The sequence below is a fragment of the Jiangella rhizosphaerae genome (assembly GCF_003579925.1).
Taxonomy (GTDB): Bacteria; Actinomycetota; Actinomycetes; order Jiangellales; family Jiangellaceae; genus Jiangella; species Jiangella rhizosphaerae.
Genome location: NZ_QUAL01000314.1, coordinates 1 through 4,204, shown reverse-complemented (window position 1 = coordinate 4,204; position 4,204 = coordinate 1). Strand labels below are relative to the sequence as shown.

General features: G+C 76.0%; 4 protein-coding genes and 1 pseudogene. All 5 read right to left on the bottom strand.

Annotation, left to right across the window (positions count from 1 at the left end; all coding sequences use genetic code 11):
• Nucleotides 1–174: 174 nt before the first annotated feature.
• Nucleotides 175–561: pseudogene (locus DY240_RS23860) on the bottom strand (response regulator); the annotation flags it as partial.
• A gap of 86 nt (nucleotides 562–647) precedes the next feature.
• A complete protein-coding gene (locus tag DY240_RS23855; protein ID WP_119662224.1) occupies nucleotides 648–1,253 on the bottom strand; it encodes a response regulator transcription factor in 606 nt (201 codons plus the stop codon).
• A 20-nt stretch (nucleotides 1,254–1,273) separates the two neighbouring features.
• Nucleotides 1,274–1,969 (bottom strand): ABC transporter ATP-binding protein, encoded by a 696-nt coding sequence (locus DY240_RS23850; protein WP_119662223.1) that lies wholly within the window; start codon nucleotides 1,967–1,969, stop codon nucleotides 1,274–1,276.
• Nucleotides 1,962–2,879 carry an ABC transporter ATP-binding protein gene (locus tag DY240_RS23845; protein WP_119662222.1) on the bottom strand — a complete coding sequence of 306 codons (918 nt, stop codon included), beginning with the start codon at nucleotides 2,877–2,879 and terminating at the stop codon, nucleotides 1,962–1,964. Before DY240_RS23845 ends, DY240_RS23850 begins: the two co-directional genes overlap by 8 nt.
• Nucleotides 2,876–4,204, bottom strand: a 1,329-nt coding sequence (locus DY240_RS23840) for an FtsX-like permease family protein (RefSeq protein ID WP_147375489.1), incomplete at its 5' end; no start/stop codon positions are given. The genes DY240_RS23840 and DY240_RS23845, both read right to left, overlap by 4 nt.

Genomic DNA, 4,204 nt, shown 5'->3' with positions numbered 1-4,204 from the left:
GGCGCCGCCGCCCGGCCGCCCGAGCCCCCGGGGCGTCCGCGACCCGGCGGGAACGGCCTGCCCAACCTGACCGCCCGGGTCGCCGCGCTGGGCGGCCGGCTGACCACGCACGCCGACGGCGACCGCTTCGAGCTGGCGGTGACGATGCCGCTGGCAGCGGCCGCCTCAGACCCGCTGCGCGGGGAGGACGCGCCCGCCGTGGGCGACGGTGCGCACGGCCGCGACGAGGTCGTCGGCGGGGCCGTCCTTGACCAGGAACCCTGACACGCCCGCGGCCCGCGCGCGGTCGAGCCCGTCCGGCCGGACCAGGCCGGTGAGGATCAGCACCCGGCACTCCGGAAGCCGCTCGCGCAGCTGGGCGGCCGCGGTGAGACCGTCGACGCCGGGCAGGTCGACGTCGAGCAGCGCGACGTCGGGCCGGGAGCCGAGCGCGGCGGGCACGATCCGGTCACCGGCGCCCACCGCGGCGACCACGGCGAGGTCGTCCTCCAGCTCCAGGAGGGCGACCAGCGTGTCGCGGACGACGTCGACGTCCTCGGCGACCAGGACCCGGATACGCATGGCCCCAGTGTCGGCCGGGCGCCGTGACGCCGGCCAGTGCCGCCGGCACGACCTCACCGTGCAGAATGCACGTCGCCCCGGACGGTCTACAGCCAGCCGGCCTCGCGGGCGATGCGCGCGGCGTCCACGCGGTTGCGCGCCCCCAGCTTGGTGACCGCCGACGCCAGGTAGTTGCGCACGGTGCCGTACGACAGGTACATCTCCGCGGCGATCTCGGCCGCCGAGGCGCCGGCCGCGTGCCGTTCCAGCACCTCGGCCTCGCGTGGCGAGAGTGGGTTGTCCGCCGTCTCCACCGCCGCCAGCGCCACGTTCGGGTCGACCACGCGCTCCCCCGCGGCCACGCGCCGGACCGCGTCGACCAGCTCGGGCGCGGGTGCGTCCTTGACCATGAACCCGGACGCGTGGGCGGCGAGTGCTCGCCGCAGGGCGCCCGGACGGCCCAGGCCGGTGAGGATCAGCGTGCGGCACTCCGGCAGCCGCTCGTGCAGCTCCGCGGCCGCGGTGATCCCGTCGACGCCGGGCAGGTCGATGTCGAGCACGGCGACGTCCGGGCGGTGCTCGAGCGCGGCCGGCACGATCTCGTCGCCGGAGCCGACCTCGGCCACAACCTCGAGGTCGTCCTCCAGGTCCAGCAGCGCCACCAGGGTGTCGCGCAGGATCCGCATGTCCTCGGCGACCAGAACCCGGACCATCGGTGCCTCCCTTCGGCGCGCTACGCGGCCTCGGCGGCGCCGACGACGCGGCCGTCGCGCAGCTCGACGGTGCGGTCGGCCTGCTCCATGAGGGCGGGGTCGTGGGTCGCGACGACGGCCGTCATGCCGCGCCGGCGCACGAGGTCGTGGATCAGCGCCATCACGGAGGCGCCCGTGCGGGTGTCCAGCTGCGCCGTCGGCTCGTCGGCGATCAGCACGTCCGGGTCGCCGGCCAGGGCGCGGGCGATGCCCACGCGCTGCTGCTGGCCGCCGGAGAGCTCGTACGGCCGCTGCTCGGCGTGGCCCTCGAGCCCGACCAGCGCCAGCAGCTCCACCACCCGCGCCGCCCGGGCGTCCGGGTCCAGCTCCTGCAGCCGCAGCGGGATCTCGACGTTCTCGGCGGCGGTGAGGATCGGGATCAGCCCGAACGACTGGAACACGTAGCCGATCCGGTGCCGCCGGACGGGGACGAGCTCCTTCTCGCTCATCGCCGACACCTCGAGGTCGCCGACGAACACCCGGCCGCTGGTCGGCCGGTCCAGCGCGCCGAGCATGTTGAGCAGCGTCGTCTTGCCCGACCCCGACGGCCCCTTCACGACCAGCAGCTCGCCGGGGTGCGCCTCGAGGTCGACGGAGCGGCAGGCGTGCACCTCGCGCGCGCCGCTGCCGAACACCCGGCTGACGGCGACCGCGCGGACGGCGTGGTTCTCACTCACCGGCGACCCCTTCCCCGCGACGCTCCCGTTCGTCGGGCCACACGCCGATGTGGTCCGGTTCCAGCGCCAGCCTGACGCGGTCCTGCAGCCGCAGAGCACCGACGAAGTCGTCGGGCAGCTGCAAGCGGCCGGCGCGGTCCAGGACGGCGAACTCCTCGGCGATGTGCTGCTCGCGGCCGTGCTCGTCCAGCTCGGTGCGGCGCAGGATCTCCGTCGCCGTGCGGCCGTCGCGGATCTGCACCGTCCGCCCGACGTGCCCGGCGACGGCCTGGTCGTGCGTCACCACCAGCACCGTCACGCCGAACTCGGTGTTGGCGTGCCGGATCGCCTCGAACACGTCGGCCGACGTCGCCTCGTCGAGCTCGCCGGTGGGCTCGTCGGCCAGCAGCACCCGCGGCTCGTTGACCAGCGCGACCGCGATGGCGACCCGCTGCTGCTCGCCGCCGGACATCTCCGCGGGCCGGCGGTCGCGGCAGTGAGCGACGCCCATCGTCTCGAGCAGCATGTCGACCCGCTCGGCCCGCGCCCGGCCGCCCCGCCGCGCGATGGCGGCAGGGACGGCGACGTTCTCGGCCGCGGTGAGGTACGGCAGCAGGTTGCGCGCCGTCTGCTGCCACACGAACCCGACGGTGTGCCGCTGGTAGCGGACCCGCTCGCGGCCCTTCATCGTCAGCATGTCGTGGCCGGCGACCCGCGCCACCCCGGCCGTCGGGGTGTCGAGCCCGGACAGGATGTTCAGCAGCGTCGACTTGCCCGACCCGGAGGCCCCGACGACCGCGACCACCTCGCCCGCGTCGACGCGCAGGTTGAGGCCCTGCAGCGCCTGCACCTCGACGCCCTCGGCGGTGTAGATGCGCACGAGGTCCTCGCACACGATGTCGCGGCGCTCGGCCGCCGGCAGCTCCGTCACGTCTCGTCACCCATTCTCAGCATCCCCGCCGGCGTCAGCCGCCGTCCCGTCAGCACCGACACCACCACCGCCACGCCGACCACCAGTACGAAGCCCAGCGTCACCGCGCCCAGCAGGCCGACCGGCAGGTGCACCGCCGGCTGCTCGCCGCCACCGGTCAGCGAGCGCAGATCGACGCCGGAGAGCACCGCCCACGGCAGCACCACGCCCAGCAGCAGCCCGGTGACCAGCGACACCGCCGCCACCGGCGCGGCCTCCCAGACGACCAGGCCCTCGCCCTGCCGGCCGGACAGCCCCAGCGTGCGCAGCTGCGAGAGCAGCCGGCCCCGCGACGGCGCGCCCACCACCATGGTGAGCACGACCGCGGCCGCGCACAACAACCCGGTGAGCGCGATGGCGCCGACGATGGCCCGCGCGGTGCCGTCGTTCACCGGCCCGCGCAGGTCGGCGATCGCCGACGCCGGCGTCGTCACCGTCCGCTCCCCCAGCTCCGCGGCGACGGCCGACGCGCTGCCGCCGTCGCCGAGGTCGACCAGCGTGAGCCGCGGCGGGATGATCGTGACGCCGGCCTCCTCGAGCACGCCGCGGTCGGCCAGCATCCACTGGCTGCCCGTCGTGAGCCCGGGGATCGACTCCGCCGTCTCGGCCACGACCGCGTCGAGCCGTTCGCTCAGCGAGAGCGTGCCCGTCGCGCCCTCGTCGACGATCCCGTCCGCCACCAGCAGCGGGATGGCCCCGTCCGGCCCCGGCTCGGTCAGGCGGGGCGGCAGCGGGTCCAGCGCGGTGCCACCGGCGCGCACCTGGTCGAGGGCGGCGACGTCGACGACGTAGAGCGGGACGCGGTTGTCGATGGGGCCGACCTTGAACAGCGTCGGCCCGGGCGTGACCACGGGCGCGACGGCCTCGACGCCCGGAAGGTCCCGGACGGCGGCCAGCTCGGCCTCGGCGAGCGGCGGGCCGGACACCCGGACGTCGGCGCCGACCTGCTGCCACGCGGTCTGCTCGATGCCGCGTTCGGTGGTGGCCCACACGACGGTCGAGAACGCGGCGATCGACATGCCGACGACCAGCGCGAGCATCGGCACGAACCCGGCCACGGGGTCGCGCACGGCCCGCGCGGTCCCGAGATAGGCGACGGTGCCGCGGCGGCCGCCGAGCACCCGGCCCAGCGTCGCCATCGGCCGCGGGTACAGCCGCATGACCAGCACGCTCACGGCGAGCGCGAGCAGCAGCGGCGTCGCCGCCGTGAGCGGGTCGACGCCGGCGCCGCCGGCGTCCAGGCCGCGCGCGTTGAGCGCGAGGCACGCCGCGGCCGCGGCGCCGAC